Consider the following 19,732-nt stretch of genomic DNA (forward strand, 5'->3'; position numbering starts at 1 on the left):
TTCTTTTGCCACGCGCAGAAAAGCGGGATGCCGGATCAAGTCCGGCATGACGTGGGGAGAGGTGGCGGGGGTCATCCCACGCTGCCTTCCAGTGAAATCCCCAGCAACTTCTGCGCTTCGACCGCAAATTCCATCGGCAGTTGTTGCAGCACTTCGCGGGCGAAGCCGTTGACGATCAGGCCCACGGCGCTTTCCTGGTCCAGACCGCGTTGCATCGCGTAGAAGAGCTGGTCGTCGCTGATCTTGCTGGTGGTCGCCTCATGCTCGATCTGCGCTGATGGGTTGCGCACCTCGATATAGGGAACGGTGTGCGCGCCGCATTGGTCGCCCAGCAACAGGCTGTCGCATTGGGTGAAGTTGCGCACGCCCTCCGCGCCCGGCGCGACGCGGACGAGGCCGCGATAGGTGTTGTTGCTGCGGCCTGCGCTGATCCCCTTCGACACGATGGTTGATCGGGTGTTCTTGCCGTTGTGGATCATCTTGGTGCCGGTGTCGGCCTGCTGCATGTTGTTCGTCAGCGCGACCGAGTAGAATTCGCCGACGCTATTTTCGCCGTTCAGCACGCAGCTTGGGTATTTCCACGTGATGGCGGACCCGGTTTCGACCTGGGTCCAGCTGACCTTGCTGTTCCTGCCCTGGCACAAAGCCCGCTTGGTCACGAAATTATAGATGCCGCCCTTCCCGTCCGCATCACCGGGATACCAATTCTGGACGGTCGAATATTTGATCTCCGCATCGTCCAGCGCGACCAGTTCCACGACCGCGGCGTGCAGCTGATTCTCGTCGCGCATCGGCGCGGTGCAGCCTTCGAGATAGGAGACATAGCTGCCTTCGTCCGCGACAATCAGGGTGCGTTCAAATTGCCCAGTATTTTCCGCGTTGATGCGGAAATAGGTGCTGAGTTCCATCGGGCAGCGGACGCCCTTGGGGATGTAAACAAAGGTGCCGTCGGAAAAGACCGCGCAATTCAGCGTGGCGAAGTAGTTGTCGTGCATCGGCACAATCTTGCCCATCCACTTCTTCACCAAATCGGGATATTCGCGCACCGCTTCGCTGATCGAGCGGAAAATGACTCCGGCTTCTTCCAACTCCTTGCGGAAGGTGGTGGCGACGGACACCGAGTCGAACACGGCGTCCACGGCGATGCGGCGGCTGCCCTTCACCCCGGCGAGCATCTCCTGCTCGGCGATCGGGATGCCCAGCTTCTTGTAGGTGGCAAGGATTTCCGGGTCGACCTCGTCGAGCGAATCCAGCTCCACCTTCTTCTTCGGCTCGGCGTAATAATAGGCGTCCTGATAGTCGATCGGCGGGACATTGAGCTTGGCCCAGTCGGGCGGCGTCATCGTCTGCCACATCGCAAAGGCCTTCAAGCGCCAGTCGAGCAGCCATTGCGGCTCGTTTTTCTTGGCCGAAATGAAGCGGACCGTATCCTCGTTCAGCCCCTTGGGCGCGAAATCCTGCTCAATGTCCGACGCCCAGCCATGTTCATAGGTGGACGCGCGGTCGGCGGCCTCCTGTGCCTCGGCGTTGCGGGCTTCTCTGGTGGTTACTTCGGTCATGCCAATTCTCTCGTCAAACTCGCGATCGTCACCCCGGCCAGCGCCGAACGGATCGCCATGTTCGCTACGTTCATGTGCGGGCGAATGCGGCAGTCCTGCTCCAGCGTGCAGTCATGCGCGCCGGTATCGGCGCATGCGGTCATGGCGATCGGTCCCTCGACCGCCTCCACTACATCGGCCAGCGTGATCGTCGCGGGCGGGCGCGACAGGCGCACGCCGCCACCGGTGCCTCTGCTCGATTCGAGGAGGCCCGCGGCGGACAGGCGGCTCACCAGCTTCTGCGCAGTGGGCAGAGGGATGCCGGTTTCAGCGCTGAGCGTCGTCGCATTCATCTTGGTGCCGCCGCAATGGCGCGCGGCGGCCGACATCAGGACCACGGCATAGTCAGCGAAGCTGGACAATTTCATGCGCGTTGCGAACCATTCTCAAATCAGACTATATTCGTCTGATTGCGCATTTGGTCCTGCGCGCGTCATTTATCAAGGCTTTTTTGGACCTTCTTCAGCTCAGCCGGTTGAGCGTCGCCACATCGCCGCCCAACGACCGGCGCAGCAAAGTCAGTTGCGCCACGGCGGAGGGTTCGGTCTGCAACTGGTGCGGGGTCAGGCCGATGAAATGCTTGATCTCGCGGATGAAGTGCGACTGGTCGTAAAAACCCGCCTCGTCGCACAGGAGTTGCCAGCTTTCCCGATCAAGCGCGATCTTGGCCGAACAGCGCAAGGCGCGATATTTGCGGGCCAGCAGCTTGGGCGGCGCGCCATAATATTTGTTGGTCAGCCGGGCGAGCTGGCGCGGCGACAGGCCGGTGGTTTCCGCCAATATCTCGATCCGCGGCGATCCTTCGTCCATCAGCCAGGCGTCGACGGCATGGAGCAGCGCCCAGGTCGCCGGGCGCGGCGGCTTGATCATCGCCCCCAGTTGCGCCCAGCACAGGGCCGCCATCGCATCCGCCTGATCATCATTCAGCGCGCGCAGCCCGTCGAGCAGGCGCGCATAAGCATCGCCCCGTTCCGCCGCCAGATCGCACAATCGGTCCGCGAGCAGGCTGGCATCGCTGCCATGCAGCGCCAGCCAGCCAGCGGGCAGCAACGAAATGCCCACGACCCGTGCGGGCCGGTCCAGTTCGAATCGGGTCGCGCCCATGGTCGGCCCCAGCAGGCAGACGTCGGGCGTCGCCATCGCCACCCCGTCCTGAAAATGATATTGGCCCCCGCCGTCCAGCATGAAGCGCAGTTGCGGCACGTCGGCACGGGTTACGTCGGCATAATGGTCGGCCGACACAGTGAACAGATAGAGCGAGCCGAAATAGGCGCGCAAATGTTCAGGTGGCGCAAAGTAGCGCAACCGCACAGGACCCTGCGCGGCGGCCACGGTATAGGATAGTGGCCCCCGGTCGTCCGGCAGAGCGACACCGCCCCCGGTCCTGTCGATGTGATGCGACCCCATATTCTTACCCCAGTTGGGATTTACTATGCGCCAACATCGTCACCGCGCAAGCGGGATGGATAATAAACTGTAACTTTTGTTCGCTTGTGTCGCGCTGCACAAAAAAATGGCCCGGCAATTTGCATTGCCGGGCCAGTAAAAGGTCTCATCGGCTGGAAGCCTAAGAGCCTTCGGGTCGCAGGGACGCTTTACCCCCGAATCACGGCAATATTATTGGACGGATCGGACATTTTTCAGCCGAAAACGATCTCAATCATGACGTTTCCTGTTATGAAATGACGTTAGGAAGGGGCTGTGGCTATGCTGCAACAGCGACTCGACGGACGCCCCCGCCGCTGGCATAGCGCGGCCATGCCCTACCGTCTGATCCGCCCGCTGCTGTTCGCCCTGGATGCCGAGCGCGCCCATAATCTGTCGATCGCCGCGCTGCGCCTGATGCCGACTCCCGGCCCGCTGACGCCGGACCCGATGCTGGCGAGCAAGGTCGCGGGAATCCCCTTCCCCAATCCGGTCGGTCTGGCGGCAGGTTATGACAAGGAAGGGCGAGTCGCGCACAAGATGCATGGCCTGGGCTTTGGCTTTGCCGAGTTGGGGACGCTGACCCCGTTGGCCCAGCCGGGCAACCCTACCCCTCGGCTGTTTCGGCTGGTCGAGGACAAGGCAGTGATCAACCGTTTCGGCTTCAACAATGGCGGACAGGGCGCGGCGGCGGACCGGATCGCGCGCTATCGTCGTCCGGTGGGTGAAGGACCGGTCATCGGCATCAATATCGGCGCGAACAAGGACGCGACCGACCGGATCGCCGATTATGTCACCGGGGTGCAGGTCATGGCCCCGCTGGCCGACTATCTGACCGTCAATATCTCCTCCCCCAACACGCCGGGGCTGCGCGCGTTGCAGGATCGCGCCGCACTTGACGAGTTGCTGGGCGCGGTAATGGCGGCACGAGGCAAGCTGACCACACCGATTTTCCTGAAGGTCGCGCCCGATCTGGAACCTGCGGATGTGGAGGATATTGCCGCCGCCTGCCTCGACCATCGGATCGACGCGCTGATCGTGTCCAACACGACCATCACCCGCCCGGCGCTGCGGTCGGTTCATGCAGGCGAGACCGGCGGGCTGTCGGGCGCGCCGCTGACCGACCTGTCCTTGCAGAAACTGCGTGATTTCCGTCGGTTGCTGGGCGCGCGGCTGCCGCTGATCGGCGTTGGCGGCATTGCCAATGCGGAGCAGGCCTATGCCCGCATCCGCGCGGGCGCATCGCTAATCCAGCTCTACAGCGCGCTGGTCTATGAAGGGCCGTATCTGGCGAAGCGGATCAATCACGGCCTCAAAGCGCTGATGACGCGCGATGGCTTTGCCTCCATCGACCAGATTGTCGGCATCGACGCCTGACAGCTGTCATTTAGAGTCTGTGCCGAAATGCGCAAAAGAGCGCATTTCGGTTGCCGCACCGGCCCACACCCCCACCCGACCTCCCATTCAGGATACACTCTGTGGGCGGTCGGGTGGGGGTGTGGGCCGGTGCGGATGCGCCAAAGGCGCATTTCGAAACAAACTCTTCAGATCAGTCGGTCCGCCTCCAGCGCCAGCGCCAGCGAATCGCGACCCCTGGGGGTGCGGGCGTGGAGATGGGCGTCGGCCTGCACCAGCCGTTCCACACCGGTCGCGAGTTGCGCTTCGGGCAGGGTGAAGGGCAGGCGCAGGAAGCGTTCAAACGCGCCGCTGACGCCAAAGCGCGGTCCGGCGGCGACCCGGACGCCCAGGCTTTCGGCCAGCGCCGCAAGTGCGGTCGCCTCCGCACGGGGGAGTTCGGCCCAGAGCGACAGGCCGCCGGCGGGCGATTCGACTCGCCAATGGGGCAGATGCTGTTCCAGCAGCGCCAGCAGATGGTCGCGCCGCCCGCGCAGCATATCGGCGCGCGCGCCCAGTCCTTCGTCGGCGTCGATCAGATGGGCCACGGCCAGCTGTTCGACCACGGGACTCGCCATGTCCATCGTCGTGCGCAGTCGACCAAGCGCGGCGACCGTCTGCGGATCGGCGCGAATCCAGCCTACCCGAAGCCCGCCCCAGAATATCTTGCTGGCCGACCCCATGGTGATGACCTGCCGCCCCGACGGATCATGGATCGCGACCGGCGGTGGCGGGGCGAAATCGAGGCCCATCGCCACCATCGTTTCGTCGATCACCAGCGGTGTGTGGCTGCGGGTGGCGGCGGCGACCAGCGCGCGGCGAGTCGCCGGGTCCATGCTGCGCCCGGTCGGGTTATGGAAATCGGCGATCAGATAGGCAAAGCGCGGCGCAGTCTGGCGGAAGGCGGCGTCCATCGCGTCGATATCCCAGCCATGGGTCGGCAGGCCGACCGGCACCGGCACGACATGGGCGCGTTGCAACGCCTGAATCGCGTTATGATAGGTCGGGTGATCGATCACGACGCGATCCCCTGGCCCGGCAAGCCAGTGGAGCAACAGCGAAAAGCCCTGCTGCGCGCCATTGGTGATGATGATCTGGTCCGCGTCCGTAGGGCAACCGCGCCGGTCGAAATGGGCGGCGACGGCGCGGCGCAGCACGGGCAGGCCGAGCGGATCATAGCCCAGATCGCCCAGATAGGCAGGCAGCGCCTCGACCGCCGCCTGCATCGCGCGGCCGACGCCCGGCGCAGCGGGCAAGGCGGCATGGGTCCAGTTGAGCAGATTGCCGCCAGTGATCATGTCGATGTCCGCCTGGGGCGGCTCGACCCGGCCGGGCGGCAGGCGGGTGACGCTGCCCGACCCCTGCCGACTTTCCAGATAACCCTCGTCCCGCAGCCGGTCGAACGCCGCCGCGATCGTCGTGCGCGACAGGCCCAGCGCGGCGGCCAGTTCACGCTCGCCCGGCAGGCGGACGTTCAGGCCCACGCGCCCGTCCAGCACCAGCATCCGCAGCGCCTGCGCCAGTTGGCGATAGGCGGGCTGGGCGCTGTCCTGCGCTCGCCATGCGCCCAGCAGGCGGAGCAGGGAGGGCGGGCGAAGGAAGGAAGTGGACATGGCGATCTGATCCAATTTGCGGATGGTCAGGGCCATTTATGTCGAAATGGTCCTTTTGGAAAAGGCCAATTGTGAGGAAGAAGCCTGCCCATGATGATGCACCGCCGCCTTTTCCAGCTTTTCTGGGGCCTTGGCCTCTATGGTTTTTCCATGGCGCTGATGCTGCGCGCCGATCTGGGCCTCGACCCGTGGGACGTGCTGCATCAGGGGATGGCGTCCCCGCTTGGCCTGAGTTTCGGCATGACAGTCAATCTGGTCGGCGCGATCGTGCTGCTCCTGTGGTGGCCGCTGCGCCAGCGGCCGGGAATGGGCACGGTGGCCAATATCGTCGTGATCGGCACGGCGGTGGACCTGTCGCTGACGCTGCTGCCGATGCCGGAGGGCTTGGCAATGCGCACGGCCTGGCTGGGTGCGGGAATCGTGCTGAACGGCATCGCCGGGGGTGCCTATATCGGCGCGGGGCTGGGACCGGGGCCGCGCGACGGGCTGATGACGGGTTTGTGCGGTCGCACTGGTCTGCCGGTCAAATGGGTTCGCACGGGAATCGAGATTGGCGTGCTGGCGATCGGCTGGCTGCTGGGCGGGACGGTGGGCGCAGGCACGGTTCTTTATGCGATGAGCATTGGCTGGATCGTCCACCATGCCCTGCCCTGGTTCCGCATCGACGCGCCGGAACGTGCAGTGATGGCGTGAAGGGAGATTGACCGGGGCGACCATCCGGGCATGATCGACCCATCCACTCCCCGACACCGGAGCCGTCCCGATGCGTCCCCTGATTGCCGCCTGCCTGCTGATATTGACTGGCACCACGAACGATAACAACGCCTTAACCCCGCTCGCCTTTGAGCAGGTCGCGCCTGCGGGTACGAAAATGCCCCGGTTCAAGGTCGATGCCGCATGGCCCAACATGCCAGACGATCTGTTGCTGGGGCAGGTCAGCGGGGTGGCGGTCGCGCCCGACGATTCGGTCTGGGTCGTGCATCGCCCGCATAGCCTGACGGCGACAGACACCGGCCTGGCGCAGAACCCGCCCATCGCCGTTTGTTGCAAGCCAGCCCCGCCCGTGGTCCATTTTGGCAGCGACGGTCGCTATCTGGGCGGCTGGGGCGGGCCTGGTAACGCGCCGAGCGTCGATGGCGTCAACCAATGGCCAGCCAGCCTGCACGGCATATTTGTCGATACAGCGGGGACGATCTGGTTCGGGGGCAATGGCAAGGACGACCATGTCGTGCTGAATTATCGCGCCGACGGCACCCTCATCAGGGCTTTCGGCCAGCGGGGCAAGACCGGCGGCAATGATGCGACCGACCAGTTGGGCAACCCGTCCGACGTCAACCATTCCGACGGCATGGTGCTGATTTCGGATGGCTATGTGAACCGGCGGGTGATCGGATATGATGCCCGAACCAATGGCTATAAGGGGCGCTGGGGCGCCTATGCCAAGCCGCCGATTGCGCCGACTCGGCAGGGGGCGTTCGACCAGAGCCATGCCGTCGATCCCAGCAAGATCGCCGATCCCAAGGCGCAGACCTTTGCCGACATCGTCCATTGCGTGGTGCCGACACGGGACGGCCATGTCTATGTCTGCGATCGCAACAATAATCGCGCGCAACTGTTCAGGCGGGGCAAGAATGGCGGCCTGACCTTCGTGCGCGATCTGGTGATTGCGGGCGAGACTGGCGGCACGCATACGGTCACCGACATCGCTTTCTCGCCCGATCCCGACCAGACCTATCTCTATGTCGCGGACATGATGAACGGGCGCATCTGGATATTGCTGCGCAAGACGCATGAGATGTTGGGCGCGATTGGCCGGGTGGGACGGCAGGCGGGACAATTTACCTGGCTGCACAGCATTGATACCGACAGCGACGGCAATATCTATGCAACCGAGGTCAATACCGGCCGGCGCGTGCAGAAGCTGGTGTTCACCGGCATCCAATGAGAGGGGGACGCTTCATGGCGACCGCATTATATGATCTGACTGTTCCCATGTTCATCCGGGGGCTGAACACGTTGTCGGGGCTGCTTGACAAGGGCGCGGCCTTTGCCGCCGAAAAGGGCATTGACCCCGCGACGCTGACCGGCGCGCAACTGATCGCGGACATGAAGCCGCTGACCGCGCAGGTGCAGTTCGCCTGCGATACCGCCAAGGGGACGGTGACGCGGCTGGGTGAGCTGGAGCCGGTAGCCGTGGCGGACAGCGAACAGACGTTCGCCGAGTTACAGGCGCGCATCGCAGCGACGATAGCGCTGCTGGAAGCGGTGCCGCGCGACAAGATTGACGGGCGGGAGGATGCCGCCGTGGTGCTGAAGGTCCCCAATGGTGAGATTCCCTTCACCGGGCGCAGCCATGTGCTGACCTTTTCCCTGCCCAATTTCTATTTCCACCTGACCATGGCCTATGCGCTGCTACGTCAGGCGGGCGTGCCGATCGGCAAGCTCGACTTTCTGGGCGGGGTTTAAGATTTAGCCGGCGATCAGCCGGACATAGGCGCTGGCCACCCATCCGCTGACGCAAGGGCCGTCATAGGACTGCTTGCGGTCGACCGGGGATGAGACGCCGCAATCAGCGGCTTCCGAGCTGTTGTCGGTAGCGGGTGGTGGGACCAGCACCACGCCCAGCCATTTCTGGTCGAGGCTGCGGGTGCAGATATAGGCGCGGTCGCCCTCTGCCAGGCTGGTCAGGATTTTCGCGTCGCCAAAGGGCGCGGCACGCAGCGGCAGGCCGTTTGGTGACGTGCGGGCCACCTGCCCCATGCCGCCGCAGGCGTCCATGCGCGGGCCATCCTCACCGATCGTCACGGCGCGGGCGACCGGCGCGTCCATGCGGCTTTCGGGGACTTCGGCGCGGGGTGCGCCCGCCAGCGAACTGTTGGGCAATTCGTCCAGCACCTCGCGGCTGTCGGAACAGGCGGCCAGCAGGAAAAACAGGGCGATGGTGCGCGACATGGCACAGGGGATAGACTGGTCCGGCGTGCGGGGGAAGGCACCATGTTTCGCTTTAGTTTCAGCGAGGCTTTCCCTATATGCTCGGCATGAGCGACGAACCCCAGAATAGCCCGAACAATAACGAATATGGCGCGGACAGCATCAAGGTGCTGAAAGGGCTTGATGCCGTGCGCAAGCGGCCCGGCATGTATATTGGCGATACCGACGACGGATCGGGCCTGCACCATATGGTGTTCGAGGTCAGCGACAATGCGATCGACGAGGCGCTGGCCGGCCATTGCGACCGGATCGACATCACCCTGAACCCCGATGGCTCCGTCAGCGTGATGGACAATGGCCGGGGTATCCCGACCGGCATCCACACCGAAGAGGGCGTATCCGCGGCCGAGGTCATCATGACCCAGCTGCACGCGGGCGGTAAGTTCGAAAATACCAGCGACGACAATGCTTATAAAGTGTCGGGCGGTCTGCATGGCGTGGGCGTGTCCGTGGTGAACGCCCTGTCCGACTGGCTGGAGCTGAACATCTGGCGCGACGGGCAAGAACATTGGATGCGGTTCCGCAACGGCGACGCCGAAGCACCCCTGAAGGTGCTGGGTCCGGCGGCACCGGGGCAGAAGGGGACCAAGGTCACCTTCATGTTCTCCACCGACACCTTCAAAAATGTGACCGACTATGATTTCGACAAGCTGGAGCATCGCTATCGCGAGCTGGCGTTCCTGAACAGCGGCGTGCGCCTGTTCCTGACCGATGCGCGGCATGAGGAAAGCAAGACGGTCGAGCTTTATTATGAGGGTGGCATCGCGGCCTTCGTCAAATATCTCGATCGCAACAAGGCGGCGATGATGCCGGAGCCGATCGCCATTTCCGGCACGCGCGACGATGTGACCATCGACGTCGCGCTGGAATGGAACGACAGCTATTATGAAAATGTGCTGTGTTTCACGAACAACATCCCGCAACGCGACGGCGGCACCCATCTGGCCGCGTTCCGCGCGGCGCTGACCCGGACCCTCAACAATTATGCCGACAAGTCGGGCATGTTGAAGAAGGAGAAAGTGTCGCTGACCGGCGAGGATATGCGCGAGGGGCTGACCGCGATCGTTTCGGTCAAACTGCCCGATCCCAAATTTTCGTCCCAGACCAAGGACAAGCTGGTCAGTTCCGAAGTGCGCCAGCCATTGGAAAGCCTGATGGCCGACAAGATGGCCGAGTGGCTGGAAGAGAATCCCGCCCATGGCAAGATGATCATCCAGAAGGTGATCGACGCCGCCGCCGCGCGTGAAGCGGCCAAGAAGGCGCGTGAGCTGACGCGGCGCAAGGGCGTGCTGGACATTGCCAGCCTGCCCGGCAAGCTGGCCGACTGTCAGGAACGCGACCCGGCCAAGTCCGAACTGTTCCTGGTCGAAGGCGATTCGGCAGGCGGGTCGGCGAAGCAGGGCCGTAACCGGCACAATCAGGCGATCCTGCCTTTGAAGGGCAAGATCCTGAACGTCGAGCGCGCGCGGTTTGACCGCATGATTTCTTCCAAGGAGGTCGGCACGCTGATCCAGGCGATGGGTACGGGCATCCGCGACGATTTCAACATTGAGAAGCTGCGTTACCACAAGATCGTCATCATGACCGACGCCGACGTCGATGGCGCGCATATCCGCACGCTGCTGCTGACCTTCTTCTACCGCCAGATGCCGCAGATCATCGAGGCCGGGCATCTCTTCATCGCCCAGCCGCCGCTCTACAAGGCGACGCGGGGACGGAGCGAACTCTACCTGAAGAACGACACCGCGCTGGAGCAATATCTGGTCGATAATGGCGTCGAATCAATGGTGCTGGAGGGGCCGGGCGGCAGCCGGACCGGCAATGACCTCAAAAGCCTGGTCGATCATGCGCGGCGGATGCGCGCGGTGATGCGCTATGTGCCGCGTCGCTATGACCCCACGATCATCGAGGCGCTGAGCCTGACCGGTGCGCTGGACCCCGAATTGTCGCAGGCCGAGCAGGCGACCCGCCTGGCGGCCGCGGTTGCTTGGATGGGCGCACAGGATGCGGAAGGCAAATGGACCGGCCGGATCGCGGAAGAAGGCGGCTTCCATTTCGAACGGCTGTGGCGCGGCGTGACCGACCATCATGTCATCGAACATGGCTTTGTCGGGTCTGCCGAAGCCCGCAAGCTGCACACGCTGGCGATCGAGGAATCGCAAAGCTATGTAACGCCATCGCGGCTGGTGAGTGCGAAGGCGGCGCAGGCTGCGGAGGAGGCGGGCGAGGATGACCTGCCCGTGGTCGCGGCCAAGGGTTCGACATTGGTGACCCGACCGAGCGAATTGCTGGCCGCGATCCTGGCCGCCGGGCGCAAGGGGCTGGCGATTCAGCGCTATAAGGGGCTGGGCGAAATGAACGCGGAACAGCTGTGGGAAACCACGCTGGACCCGGACAATCGCTCCATGCTGCGGGTCGAGGTCGAGCAGGCGGACGTTGCCGACGAGATTTTCAGCCGCCTGATGGGCGAAATCGTCGAACCGCGCCGCGAGTTCATTCAGGACAATGCGCTGAACGTCGCCAATCTGGACGTGTAAGGTGACGGGCTTGCGGCTGGCGGGCGTGGTGCTGATGGGCGCGACGCTGGCTGGCTGCGACACTGAGCTGGACAATGATACAGGGTCGGTCAATCAGGCCGAGCCGGTGGTGGTGAACAGCGCACCGCCGGTGCATGTCGCTGCGCCGGTCATGCAGCCCAAGATTTTGAAAAATGACCGCTTTTCCGTTCCACGTGAAACACAAGCGGCCCCGGCCAAGGTGCCACCTGCTCCCGATTATCGTGCGATCGGCACTGAACCCTTTTGGGCGGTGACGGTGCGCCGGAACACAGCAACGCTGGAACGACCGGATCATCCACCGGAGCGCTTCGCGGTGGCGCGTGCCGTCGAGGAACGCGTGATTCGCTATGCCGGCGACGGCTTTGCCATGACGATCAGCGAAGGGCCGTGCAGCGACGGGATGAGTGACGCGCTGTGGTCGGACCGGGTGGCGGTGGCATTTGGTGATGGCGTGCTGAAAGGCTGCGGGGGTGAGCGGGACGAGGGCGCTATGCCTTAAGAGAAGCGAGTCGATCGGTTCCTGACGAATCTCGATCCTCCCCTGCAAGGCAGGGCTATCGCATATGACTTTTCGTTATCCTTACAACGTCATCCTGAATTTATTTCAGGATCCATCATGCCCCAAAAGCCGCCGCTCGTGACGAGAAATGGATGCTGAGCCGCAGGCCAGCGCAGCTAAACAAGTTCAGCATGACGAAGTAAAATATGGGAATGTTCCATATGCGATAGCCCTGCCTTGCAGGGGAGGATCAATTCGTGCCGGGCAGTTGTAAAACTAATTCCGCCCTTCCAGTTGCGCGACCATGGCGTCATTGCCCTGCCCCTGCGCCACGGCTTTGGCGGTGCGGCCTGACGCATCGGCGAGTGCCGGGTCCGCGCCTGCCTTGACCAGCATCGTCACCTGCGCGCTGCGGCCGAACAGGGCGGCCATCATCAGCGCGGTCTGGCCCGCCTTGTTGCGGGCATTGACGTCACAACCGGCGGTCAGCAGCCGGGCGGCGATGGCGTCATTGCCCTTGAACGCGACGCCCATCTGCGCGGTGTTGCCCTGTGATGCATCGGGCTTGCACGGGTCAGCGCCTGCCACGATCAGCGCATCGAGCGTTTCTGCCTGACCATTATAGGCGGCCAGGATCAACGGGGTGAAGCCACGTGCGTCGGTGGCGTTGATGTCCACGCCAGCCTTGACCAGCGGGGCGATCATGTCGGTGCGACCGAGGCGGGCGGCGTCGAAGAGGAGTTCCTGCCGTCGTTCGGGGGATGGGAGTGTGTCGGCGGCGGGCGATGGCGCCGTGGTCGCCAGCGCGGTGGCGAGGAGGAGGGAGAGCATGGGAAGTGGCAACCTTGTCGCAGCAGTGATCTTGTGGTCCTGAGCCTGTCGAAGAAGGCAAGTCCTTCGACAGGCTCAGGACGAACGGTGTTTGGCTATGACCTTAACGAACGGTCAGGCGCTGTTGCGGGTAGGCGGTTTCATATTCCGACACGGCCTTGGTCACTTCGCCCATCGGCACGTTGACCGCCTTGGCGATGCGCGTGCCATAGTCCTTGTCGGCCTGGTAGAAATAGCTGACCATGATCGTGCGGGTGCGGTCGGACGTTACCTGACCCAGATCGCCCGCCAGGTTGGCAATCAGGTCCGCCTTGTCCTTGGCCGAGAGCGAACGGTAGAAAATGCCCGCCTGCGCGAAATTATTGGTCTTTTCGATCGGCTTGGTATCGACCGTGGCGTTTACCTCATAGGTGGACTGACCAAATTCGGCCGCAGCCTGCTTTTGCACCATCGCGGGGAAATAATTGACGTTGGAGGTCGAACCCGTCCCGTCCATCACCCCGTCCTGATAATTGTTCACCACCGGTGCCAGCGGCTTGTTGACCGGCAATGCCATGACGTTCGCGCCGACGCGATAGCGCTGGGTATCGGAATAGCTGAACAGGCGGCCCTGCAACATGCGGTCGGGCGAGGCTTCGATACCCGGCACCATATTGGCAGGGGCAAAGGCCGACTGTTCGGTAAATTCAAAGAAATTGGCGGGCATCTTGTTCAGCGTCATTTCGCCGATCTTGCGGAAGGGGACGTTCAGCCATTCCTTGGTATCGTCGAACGGATTATAGTCGAGACCGGCAAACTGGTCCGGCGTCATCGTCTGGATCATCAGATCCCAGGTCGGGGCATTGCCCTTGCCCACTTCGCGATAGAGATCATCGGTCATGAAGTTGAACTGCGCCGCGCCGGCTTCCTTGGCAGTCAGATTCTTGACGCCCTGACGGCTGATCCAGCGGAACTTGGCGAAGGTCACCTTGCCCTGCGCATTCACCAGCTTGAAGGCGTGAACGCCATTGCCGTCCATCGTGCGGTAGGAGGATGGCGTACCCAGATTGGAATAAAGCTGGGTCAGCATGTTGGTCGATTCAGGGGTGTTGGAGAAGAAATCGAAGAAGCGATTGGGGTCCTGCTTGTTGGTCACGGGCGAGGGCTTGAGGCTGTGCACCATGTCGGGGAACTGCATGGCGTCGCGGATGAAGAAGATTGGCAGGTTGTTGCCGACCAGATCCCAATTGCCCTGATCGGTGTAGAATTTGGTCGCGAAGCCGCGCGGATCGCGCAGTCCTTCGGGGCTGCCCGACGGGTGGATGACGCTGGAAAAGCGGACGAATACCGGCGTTTCCTTGCCCGATGTGAAGAGCGAGGCGCGGGTCAGGTCGCTAATGTCGGCGGTGGCGCGGAATATGCCATGTGCACCAGTGCCGCGGGCGTGGACGACACGTTCCGGGATGCGCTCACGGTCGAAGCGCGACAGCTTTTCAATGAGGGTCGTGTCCTCCAGCAGGACCGGGCCAAGGTCGCCCGCCGTCTTGCTGTTGCGGTTGGCGCCGATCGGCGCGCCATTGTCGCGGGTGAGGTTGGGGACGGCTGCGGGTGCGACTTCGGCGGGGACGGCCATGGTCTTGCCAGCGTCAGCAGGCAGGGTCACGGTCGCCATGCGTCCGGCGACCTGCGTTTCCGTCTGGGCGAGCGCCTGTGCGCCGATAAGCGCGGACAGGCTGACGGCAGCCAGGGTCAGGCCGCGCAAGGGCGCGGCCGAAATCGGTGAATTCGGCATGATCAGGTTCCTCTGTTGTTTCGTCGATCGTGGCGATCGACACCCCTCGGACTGGGAAACGCTGAATGAACCCGAAAGTTCGCCAAGAGAAACACCTTATCTTGCTTTCAGATAGTGGCGTTTTCGATGATTGCTCCAGACATGTTCAATCGGGGCGCATCGCTTGGGCAACGAGCGCCTCCGCCTCGATCAGTAGCGCGTCGTCCGCCGCGCTTTGCGCGACATGCTCGCGACCGATGAGGATAAGGACGGGGACGGCAAGCGGACTGACCCGGTCGAGCGTGACGTGCAGCATGGTGGTTGCGGCACGATCGATCAGGTCGCCGAGCCGCCCCACATCGGTCATGCGCGCGCGCGCGTCGGCCCAGGCGGCTTTGAGCAACAGATGGTCGGGCTGATATTTGCGCAGCACGTCATAGATGAGATCGGTGGAAAAAGTGACCTGCCGCCCTGTCTTGCGCTTGCCGGGATGCTGGCGCTCGATCAGGCCGGATATGACTGCGACGTCGCGGAAGGCACGCTTCAAGAGGCTCGACTGTTCGACCCAGTCGATAAATTCATGGTCGAGTATGTCGGCGGAAAATAGGCTTTGCGGATCGGTGACGGGCTTCATGCCATAGATGGCCAGCGCATAATCATTGGCGACGAAGCCCAAAGGCATCAGCCCTTGGGCGTCCATACGGCGGGTGAGCAACATGCCCAGCGACTGGTGCGCGTTCCAGCCTTCAAAACTGTAGCAGAGCAGATAATGCCGCCCTTCATGCGGGAAGGTTTCGATGAGCAGCTGGCCCGGTTGCGGCAGGACCGAGCGCAATTTCTGCATGTCGAGCCATTCGCGCACGTCGGGCGGGAAGCGGTGCCATTGATCGGGACTGGCGAGGAAGGTGCGGACCCGGTCGGCTAGCCGCGTGGACATGGCCATGCGAGTGCCGCCCCAACTGGGGATGCGCGCCTGTTTGGACGTAGCGCGGACGATCAGGTCGCTGGTGTCCATCTTCACCACCTCCAGCGCCATGCCGGAGAAGAAGAAGCTGTCGCCCGGCGTCAGTTGGGCGGCGAACCCCTCCTCCACCGTGCCGAGCTTGCGGCCATTGGCGAAGCGGACGGCGAGGGCTGGCTGATCGACGATGATGCCCGCGTTCAGGCGATGCTGCTGGATGAAGCGGGGATGGGAGACGCGCCATGTGCCGTCGCTGTCCTGCGTCAGCCGCTTGAACCGGTCATAGGCGCGCAGGGCATAGCCGCCGCCCTCGATGAAATGGAGGACGGCGGCGAAGGCTTGCGGCGTCAGCGCGCTATAGGGGGTGGCGGACTGGATTTCGGCGAGCATGTCCTCTTCACGGAACGGCCCGGCGCAGGCGAGGCCCATGATATGCTGGGCCAGCACATCAAGGCTGCCCGCGCGAAAATCATCGGCATCGCGTTCGCCCGCTTCCACCGCGTCGAGCGCGGCGCGGGCTTCGAGATATTCGAAGCGATTGCCGGGGATCAGGATCGCCTCGCTCGATTGGTCGAGCCGGTGGTTGGCGCGACCGATGCGCTGGAGCAGGCGGGACGAGCCTTTGGGCGCGCCCATCTGGATGACGCAGTCGACATTGCCCCAGTCGACGCCCAGGTCGAGCGATGCGGTGGCGACCAGCGCGCGGAGTTTGCCGTCGGCCATGGCAGATTCCACCTTGCGCCGGGCCTCGATCGACAGGCTGCCATGGTGGATGGCGATGGGCAGGTTGGCGTCATTGGCCGACCATAATGACTGAAAGATGAGTTCGGCGAGACCGCGCGTGTTGCAGAACACGAGCGTGGTCTGGTGCGCGGCGATTTCGGCCATGACCTGATTGGCCGCATATTTGCCCGAATGGCCGGACCAGGGGACGCGGCCTTCGGGGATCAGGATGGTGACGTTGGGTTCTGCGCCAGCCTCCCCCAGCACGGCGGCGACCGTGTCGATATCGCCATCGGGCGCGAGCCAGGCGCGGTAGGCGTCAACGTCCGCGACAGTGGCGGACAAAGCGACGCGGCGGAGGCCGGGGTTGATCGTCTGGAGCCGCGCCATCGACAGGCTGAGCAGATCACCGCGTTTCTGGGTGGCGAAGGCGTGGACTTCGTCGACGATTACCGTCTGGAGATCGGCGAACATCAGCGCTGCGTCGGGATAGCTGAGCAACAGCGAGAGCGATTCGGGCGTGGTGAGCAATATGTGGGGCGGCTTAACACGCTGACGGGCCTTGCGATCGGATGGCGTGTCGCCGGTGCGGGTTTCGACGCGGATGGGCAGTGCCATTTCCTCGATCGGGGCCAGCAGATTGCGGCGGACATCAACCGCCAGTGCTTTCAGGGGCGAGACATAGAGGGTGTGGAGCCGGTCGGTCGGTCGGTCGATCAAGTCGGTGAGCGTGGGGAGGAAGCCCGCCAGCGTCTTGCCCGCGCCGGTCGGGGCGACGAGCAGCGCATGATCGCCCCGGCGCGCGGCGGCGAGCATCGCGCGCTGATGCGCGCGCGGGGTCCAGTCGCGCGCGGCGAACCATTGTTCCAGCACCGGGGGGAGAAGATCCATGGACGGGATGTAGGGAGGCGCCTGTCCGGTGTCACCGCCTTCGTCCGCACCGCCGTATATGCAGTAACTAAAATACCAACGCACGAAATATTCTTACGCCACCCTCTGGCCCTCCGGCCCGTCCCTGCGTTATCATTGCGCCATCAGGAGCGGCGCAGCAGACGCCGTATCGAGCAGGAGAAAAGCATATGTCTGGCGAAACTGAAGCCGACCTTACCGGCGTCGAATCCAACCGCCGCCGTCCCAAGCCGCCGATCATGGAGATTGACGGGCGCAAGCTGAAGCCCGCGACGCTGATGATGGGGCATGGCTATGACCCTACCCTGTCGGAAGGATCGCTCAAGCCACCGATTTTCCTCACCTCCACCTTTGCGTTCGAAAGTGCAGCGGCGGGCAAGCGGCATTTTGAGGGGGTGACGGGCATAAGGCCTGGCGGATCGGAAGGTCTGGTCTATTCGCGCTTCAACGGTCCCAATCAGGAAATTGCCGAGGATCGGCTGTCGGTATGGGAAGAGGCCGAGGACGCGCTGCTGTTTTCCAGCGGCATGTCGGCGATCGCCACCACCCTTCTGGCGATGGTGCAGCCGGGCGACGTGATCGTCCATTCCGCGCCGCTCTATGCCGCGACCGAATCGCTGATCGGGCGGATATTGGGCAAATTCGGGGTGCAGTGGCTCGATTTCCCCGCTGGCGCGAGCGAGGATGAGATTGGCGCGGTGATCGAGAAGGCCAAGGGCCTGGGCCGCGTCGCGATGATCTATCTCGAAAGCCCCGCCAATCCGACCAATGTGCTGGTCGATATCGAAGCGGTTGTCGCGCGGCGCAACTTCCTGTTTGCGGGCGAAAGCCATGTGCCGCCGATCGCGATCGACAATACATTTCTGGGACCATTATGGCTGAAGCCGCTGGCCCATGGTGCCGATCTGGTGATCTACAGCCTGACCAAATATGCCGGTGGGCATAGCGATCTGGTCGCGGGCGGGGTGCTGGGGTCCAATGCGCTGATCACCACGATCCGGCTGATGCGCAACACGATCGGCACGATATTGGACCCGCATAGCGCTTGGATGCTATTGCGCAGCCTTGAGACGCTGGAGTTGCGGATGAGCCGGGCGGGCGAGAATGCGGCGAAGGTGTGCGCCTGGCTGAAGGACCAGCCCCAGGTGGAGAAGATCGTCTATCTGGGCTTTCCCGAAAGCGAGCGGCAGCGCGACATTTACGCGCGCCATTGCAGCGGGGCGGGATCGACCTTCTCGCTCTATCTGAAAGGCGGCGAGGCGGAGGCGTTCGCTTTTCTGGATGCCCTCAAGATCGCCAAGCTGGCGGTCAGTCTGGGCGGGACCGAGACGCTGGCGAGTCATCCTGCTGCGATGACCCATTTGTCGGTGCCGGTCGCGCGCAAGGCGGCGCTGGGGATTGGCGACAATATGGTGCGCATCTCGATCGGCTGTGAGGATGCCGACGATCTGATCGCCGATTTTGCCCAAGCATTGCGGGCGATTGGCTGAGATGCGCCGTCCGCTTCTGTTGGTAGGCCAGCCTTTGCTGGCCCCCTTGCTGCCGCTACTGGCGCGCGACCATGACGTCATCGCCCTTTGGGAGCAAGCCGATGCGGCGCAACTGGCGGGTGTCGATGCGGTCGTATGGGCGGGCGAATTTGTGCTGGAACGGGCGCTGATCGACGCGATGCCGAACCTGTCGCTGATCGCCTGCTTCACCGTAGGGTATGACGGGGTGGACCTGGCGCTGGCCAGGGCGCGCGGTATTGCGGTGACCCATGCGGGCGACGCGAATGCGCAGGATGTGGCCGACCATGCGATCGGCCTGATGATCGCCCATCGCCGCTGGATCGTCGGCGGCGACCGGCATTTGCGCGCTGGCAAGTGGACGATCGAGGCCAAGACGCGCACCCGGTCGATGGGCGGGGCGCGGCTGGGGATCGTCGGTATGGGGTCGATCGGCATTGCAGCGGCGGAGCGGGCGCAGGCGATGCGGATGCAGGTCAGTTGGTGGGGACCGCGCGACAAGCCTGCCCTCCCCTGGCCGCGCACCGACAGTCTGGAAGCGCTGGCGCGTCAGAGCGACATTTTGCTGGTTGCGGCGCGCGCCGATGACAGCAATCGCAAGATGATTTCGGCGGCGATCATGGAGGCGCTTGGGCCGGAGGGACTGCTGGTCAATGTCGCGCGCGGGCAATTGGTGGATGAGGAGGCGCTGATCGCCGCGCTGAAAAGCGGGCGGCTGGGCGGCGCAGCGATCGACGTGTTCGATCCCGAACCGACCGATCCGGCGCGCTGGGCCGACGTCCCCAATGTCGTGCTGACTCCGCATACCGGCGGGGCGACGCATGAGGCGGTCGGGCGGATGGCGCAGATGCTGATCGCCAATCTGTCCGCCCATTTTGCCGGTCAGCCGCTCCCCTCCCCCGTTCGCCTCTGAACCCTGCGTCGAGTCGTGCGTTGAGCGCGGCACGGCGATGACGCCGGTGCAGGAGGGG

16 protein-coding genes are annotated in these 19,732 nt (G+C 63.6%); 8 read left to right on the forward strand and 8 right to left on the reverse strand.

Features of this window, described 5'->3' with window-relative positions; all coding sequences use genetic code 11:
* Positions 1-71: 71 nt before the first annotated feature.
* From sufB to ACODR8_RS13945, 3 genes are all read right to left on the reverse strand, one after another.
* Entirely contained in the window at positions 72-1,559 is a 1,488-nt protein-coding gene (gene sufB / locus ACODR8_RS13935) for a Fe-S cluster assembly protein SufB (RefSeq protein ID WP_489007797.1), read from the reverse strand.
* The gene (locus ACODR8_RS13940) at positions 1,556-1,966 is read right to left on the reverse strand and encodes an RrF2 family transcriptional regulator (protein ID WP_489007798.1); all 411 of its coding nucleotides are present in this window, start codon (positions 1,964-1,966) and stop codon (positions 1,556-1,558) included. Before ACODR8_RS13940 ends, sufB begins: the two co-directional genes overlap by 4 nt.
* Positions 1,967-2,060: 94 nt before the next feature.
* Complete coding sequence (locus ACODR8_RS13945; protein ID WP_489007799.1) at positions 2,061-3,005, reverse strand: helix-turn-helix domain-containing protein; 945 nt, start codon at positions 3,003-3,005, stop codon at positions 2,061-2,063.
* A gap of 351 nt (positions 3,006-3,356) precedes the next feature.
* Between ACODR8_RS13945 and ACODR8_RS13950 the strand changes: the two genes are divergently transcribed.
* Entirely contained in the window at positions 3,357-4,400 is a 1,044-nt protein-coding gene (locus tag ACODR8_RS13950) for a quinone-dependent dihydroorotate dehydrogenase (protein WP_489007800.1), read from the forward strand.
* Positions 4,401-4,567: 167 nt separating this feature from the next.
* Here ACODR8_RS13950 and yczR read toward each other — a convergent pair whose 3' ends face one another.
* Positions 4,568-6,031, reverse strand: a complete 1,464-nt coding sequence (gene yczR / locus ACODR8_RS13955; RefSeq protein ID WP_489007801.1) for a MocR-like transcription factor YczR — start codon at positions 6,029-6,031, stop codon at positions 4,568-4,570.
* 90 nt (positions 6,032-6,121) lie between these two features.
* Between yczR and yczE the strand changes: the two genes are divergently transcribed.
* From yczE to ACODR8_RS13970, 3 genes are all read left to right on the forward strand, one after another.
* On the forward strand, positions 6,122-6,724 hold the full coding sequence (yczE, locus tag ACODR8_RS13960; RefSeq protein WP_489007802.1) for a membrane protein YczE: 603 nt from the start codon (positions 6,122-6,124) through the stop codon (positions 6,722-6,724).
* A gap of 70 nt (positions 6,725-6,794) precedes the next feature.
* A complete protein-coding gene (locus ACODR8_RS13965; RefSeq protein ID WP_489007803.1) occupies positions 6,795-7,976 on the forward strand; it encodes an NHL repeat-containing protein in 1,182 nt (393 codons plus the stop codon).
* 14 nt (positions 7,977-7,990) lie between these two features.
* The gene (locus tag ACODR8_RS13970) at positions 7,991-8,497 is read left to right on the forward strand and encodes a DUF1993 domain-containing protein (protein ID WP_489007804.1); all 507 of its coding nucleotides are present in this window, start codon (positions 7,991-7,993) and stop codon (positions 8,495-8,497) included.
* 3 nt (positions 8,498-8,500) lie between these two features.
* On the opposite strand, the gene ACODR8_RS13975 is transcribed toward ACODR8_RS13970, so the two are convergent.
* Positions 8,501-8,983 carry a hypothetical protein gene (locus ACODR8_RS13975; RefSeq protein WP_489007805.1) on the reverse strand — a complete coding sequence of 161 codons (483 nt, stop codon included), beginning with the start codon at positions 8,981-8,983 and terminating at the stop codon, positions 8,501-8,503.
* An 86-nt stretch (positions 8,984-9,069) separates the two neighbouring features.
* On the opposite strand from ACODR8_RS13975, the gene gyrB reads away from it, so the two are divergent.
* Both gyrB and ACODR8_RS13985 read left to right on the forward strand, forming a co-directional pair.
* Positions 9,070-11,559 (forward strand): DNA topoisomerase (ATP-hydrolyzing) subunit B, encoded by a 2,490-nt coding sequence (gyrB, locus tag ACODR8_RS13980; protein WP_119743729.1) that lies wholly within the window; start codon positions 9,070-9,072, stop codon positions 11,557-11,559.
* A gap of 1 nt (position 11,560) precedes the next feature.
* Entirely contained in the window at positions 11,561-12,079 is a 519-nt protein-coding gene (locus ACODR8_RS13985; protein WP_489007806.1) for a COG3650 family protein, read from the forward strand.
* Positions 12,080-12,355: 276 nt separating this feature from the next.
* On the opposite strand, the gene ACODR8_RS13990 is transcribed toward ACODR8_RS13985, so the two are convergent.
* The 3 genes from ACODR8_RS13990 to ACODR8_RS14000 form a co-directional block, all read right to left on the reverse strand.
* The gene (locus ACODR8_RS13990) at positions 12,356-12,910 is read right to left on the reverse strand and encodes an ankyrin repeat domain-containing protein (protein WP_489007807.1); all 555 of its coding nucleotides are present in this window, start codon (positions 12,908-12,910) and stop codon (positions 12,356-12,358) included.
* A 103-nt stretch (positions 12,911-13,013) separates the two neighbouring features.
* On the reverse strand, positions 13,014-14,681 hold the full coding sequence (locus ACODR8_RS13995) for a catalase (RefSeq protein WP_489007808.1): 1,668 nt from the start codon (positions 14,679-14,681) through the stop codon (positions 13,014-13,016).
* A gap of 145 nt (positions 14,682-14,826) precedes the next feature.
* Positions 14,827-17,235, reverse strand: a complete 2,409-nt coding sequence (locus ACODR8_RS14000; protein ID WP_489007809.1) for a ligase-associated DNA damage response DEXH box helicase — start codon at positions 17,233-17,235, stop codon at positions 14,827-14,829.
* A gap of 188 nt (positions 17,236-17,423) precedes the next feature.
* Here ACODR8_RS14000 and ACODR8_RS14005 point away from each other — a divergent pair, with 188 nt between their 5' ends.
* Complete coding sequence (locus ACODR8_RS14005; RefSeq protein ID WP_489007810.1) at positions 17,424-18,743, forward strand: cystathionine gamma-synthase family protein; 1,320 nt, start codon at positions 17,424-17,426, stop codon at positions 18,741-18,743.
* A 1-nt stretch (position 18,744) separates the two neighbouring features.
* Positions 18,745-19,674 carry a 2-hydroxyacid dehydrogenase gene (locus tag ACODR8_RS14010; RefSeq protein WP_489007811.1) on the forward strand — a complete coding sequence of 310 codons (930 nt, stop codon included), beginning with the start codon at positions 18,745-18,747 and terminating at the stop codon, positions 19,672-19,674.
* The last annotated feature ends 58 nt before the right edge of the window (positions 19,675-19,732 follow it).

The sequence above is a fragment of the Sphingobium sp. FG58 genome (assembly GCF_057809055.1).

What these genes read in the sequence shown, in the direction of transcription:
- yczR (WP_489007801.1), bottom strand. Translation starts at nt 6,031, where the DNA reads ATGTCCACTTCCTTCCTTCGCCCGCCCTCCCTGCTCCGCCTGCTGGGC.
- ACODR8_RS13950 (WP_489007800.1), top strand. Translation starts at nt 3,357, where the DNA reads ATGCCCTACCGTCTGATCCGCCCGCTGCTGTTCGCCCTGGATGCCGAG.
- ACODR8_RS14000 (WP_489007809.1), bottom strand. Translation starts at nt 17,235, where the DNA reads ATGGATCTTCTCCCCCCGGTGCTGGAACAATGGTTCGCCGCGCGCGAC.
- ACODR8_RS13995 (WP_489007808.1), bottom strand. Translation starts at nt 14,681, where the DNA reads ATGCCGAATTCACCGATTTCGGCCGCGCCCTTGCGCGGCCTGACCCTG.
- gyrB (WP_119743729.1), top strand. Translation starts at nt 9,070, where the DNA reads ATGAGCGACGAACCCCAGAATAGCCCGAACAATAACGAATATGGCGCG.
- ACODR8_RS13990 (WP_489007807.1), bottom strand. Translation starts at nt 12,910, where the DNA reads ATGCTCTCCCTCCTCCTCGCCACCGCGCTGGCGACCACGGCGCCATCG.
- ACODR8_RS13965 (WP_489007803.1), top strand. Translation starts at nt 6,795, where the DNA reads ATGCGTCCCCTGATTGCCGCCTGCCTGCTGATATTGACTGGCACCACG.
- ACODR8_RS13970 (WP_489007804.1), top strand. Translation starts at nt 7,991, where the DNA reads ATGGCGACCGCATTATATGATCTGACTGTTCCCATGTTCATCCGGGGG.
- ACODR8_RS14005 (WP_489007810.1), top strand. Translation starts at nt 17,424, where the DNA reads ATGTCTGGCGAAACTGAAGCCGACCTTACCGGCGTCGAATCCAACCGC.
- sufB (WP_489007797.1), bottom strand. Translation starts at nt 1,559, where the DNA reads ATGACCGAAGTAACCACCAGAGAAGCCCGCAACGCCGAGGCACAGGAG.
- ACODR8_RS14010 (WP_489007811.1), top strand. Translation starts at nt 18,745, where the DNA reads ATGCGCCGTCCGCTTCTGTTGGTAGGCCAGCCTTTGCTGGCCCCCTTG.
- ACODR8_RS13940 (WP_489007798.1), bottom strand. Translation starts at nt 1,966, where the DNA reads ATGAAATTGTCCAGCTTCGCTGACTATGCCGTGGTCCTGATGTCGGCC.
- ACODR8_RS13945 (WP_489007799.1), bottom strand. Translation starts at nt 3,005, where the DNA reads ATGGGGTCGCATCACATCGACAGGACCGGGGGCGGTGTCGCTCTGCCG.
- ACODR8_RS13975 (WP_489007805.1), bottom strand. Translation starts at nt 8,983, where the DNA reads ATGTCGCGCACCATCGCCCTGTTTTTCCTGCTGGCCGCCTGTTCCGAC.
- yczE (WP_489007802.1), top strand. Translation starts at nt 6,122, where the DNA reads ATGATGATGCACCGCCGCCTTTTCCAGCTTTTCTGGGGCCTTGGCCTC.